The following is a 1,671-nucleotide window of genomic DNA, read 5'->3' as shown; positions in this document are numbered from 1 at the left end:
TACGCCCTCCTCGCGGACACCGGCGCCGGCTACGGGTTCCCGCTGCTCGCGGCCGGGGTGCTCGCGGCGGCGGGCGGGCTGTGGCTCGGCGGACGGCGCGCGGTGCGCAGCCGCTACCGGCCCGATCCCTGGGGGGTACGGGCGTGGCTCGTGGCGGGCTCGGGGGTCGCGGTCGCCGCGCTCCTCGTCCTCCTGCCGGACGAGGCCGCGCTGCACCCCGGCGTCGTGCCGCTCGTCGCGCCCGTCCTGCCGCTGTGGCCCGCGCTCGCCGTGCTCGCCGGGCTCGTCCCGGCCTTCGCGGCGCCGCCCGCGCCGCCCCTGACCCGTACCGCCCCGGAGCCCGCGCCGTGATCCGTTTCGAGAACGTCTCCGTCACCTACGCCGACGCGGGGGCACCCGCGCTCGCGGGCGTCGACCTGACCGTGCCGGAGGGTGAACTCGCCCTCCTGGTGGGGCCTTCCGGGGTGGGCAAGTCCACGCTGCTCGGCGCGGTCCCGGGGCTCGTGCCGCACTTCACCGGGGGCACGCTCGGCGGCCGGGTCACGGTGGCGGGCCGGGACACGCGGCTGCACAAGCCGCGCGAACTCGCCGACGTGGTCGGCACGGTGGGGCAGGACCCGCTCGCGCACTTCGTGACGGACACGGTCGAGGACGAACTCGCCTACGGCATGGAGTCCCTGGGCCTCGCCCCGGCCGTCATGCGGCGCCGCGTCGAGGAGACCCTCGACCTCCTCGGGCTGCACGAGCTGCGCGACCGCCCGCTCGCGACGCTCTCCGGCGGCCAGCGCCAGCGGCTCGCGATCGGCTCCGTGCTCACCCCGCACCCGCGGGTCCTCGTGCTGGACGAGCCGACCTCGGCGCTCGACCCCGGCGCGGCCGAGGAGGTCCTGGCGGTCCTGCGGCGCCTCGTGGACGATCTCGGCACGACGGTCCTGATGGCGGAGCACCGCCTCGAACGCGTCGTGCAGTACGCGGACCGGGTGATCCTCCTGGAGTCCCTGGGCGCCCGGCCCGTGACGGGCACCCCCGGCGAGGTCATGGCGGTCTCCCCGGTCCACCCGCCGGTCGTCGCGCTCGGCCGCCTCGCGGGCTGGGAGCCGCCGCCCCTGTCGGTACGGGACGCGCGCCGCAGGGCGGGCACCCTCCGCGAGCGGCTGAGCGGCCTGGAGCCGGGTCCGGCGAACGGAGCGGCGCCCCGCCCCGGTGGCGGCTCCCCCTCCGCGCCCCGCCCCGGTGGCGGCTCCCCCTCCGCCGTCCGCCCCGGTGACCGCCCCTCCCCAGCCGTCCGCCCCAGTCTCGTCGGGCGTCTGCTGCGCCGCCGTTCCGCCGCGCCGGGTGTCGCCCCCGCCGAGGGGGAGGCCGCGCGGGTGCGGGGGCTCTCGGTCACGCGCGGGCCCGTGCGGGCGTTGCGCGGGGTCGGGCTGACCGTGCGCGGCGGGGAGACCGTCGCGCTCATGGGGCGCAACGGGGCCGGGAAGTCCACGCTCCTGTCCTGCCTCGTCGGGCTGCTCGCGCCGAGGGCCGGGTCCGTGACGGTCGGTGGCGCCGCGCCGCGCGCGCTCGCGCCCGCCGCCCTGATCCGGCGCGTCGGGCTCGTACCGCAGGAGCCGCGCGACCTGCTGTACGCGGACACGGTGGCCGCCGAGTGCGCGGCCGCCGACGCGGACGCGG

At 79.2% G+C, this 1,671-nt stretch carries 1 protein-coding gene and 1 pseudogene; both read left to right on the top strand.

The genetic code is table 11. The features are described from left to right. Window positions 1-351, top strand: a pseudogene (locus SSBG_RS22045) (energy-coupling factor transporter transmembrane protein EcfT); the annotation flags it as partial. Beyond that, on the top strand, window positions 348-1,671 hold a 1,324-nt coding region (locus SSBG_RS22040; protein ID WP_037870384.1), incomplete at its 3' end, for an ABC transporter ATP-binding protein. The pseudogene SSBG_RS22045 and the gene SSBG_RS22040, both read left to right, overlap by 4 nt.

This window comes from Streptomyces sp. SPB074 (genome assembly GCF_000154905.1).
Lineage (GTDB): Bacteria > Actinomycetota > Actinomycetes > Streptomycetales > Streptomycetaceae > Streptomyces.
This window is presented reverse-complemented; position numbering and strand designations above follow the sequence as displayed.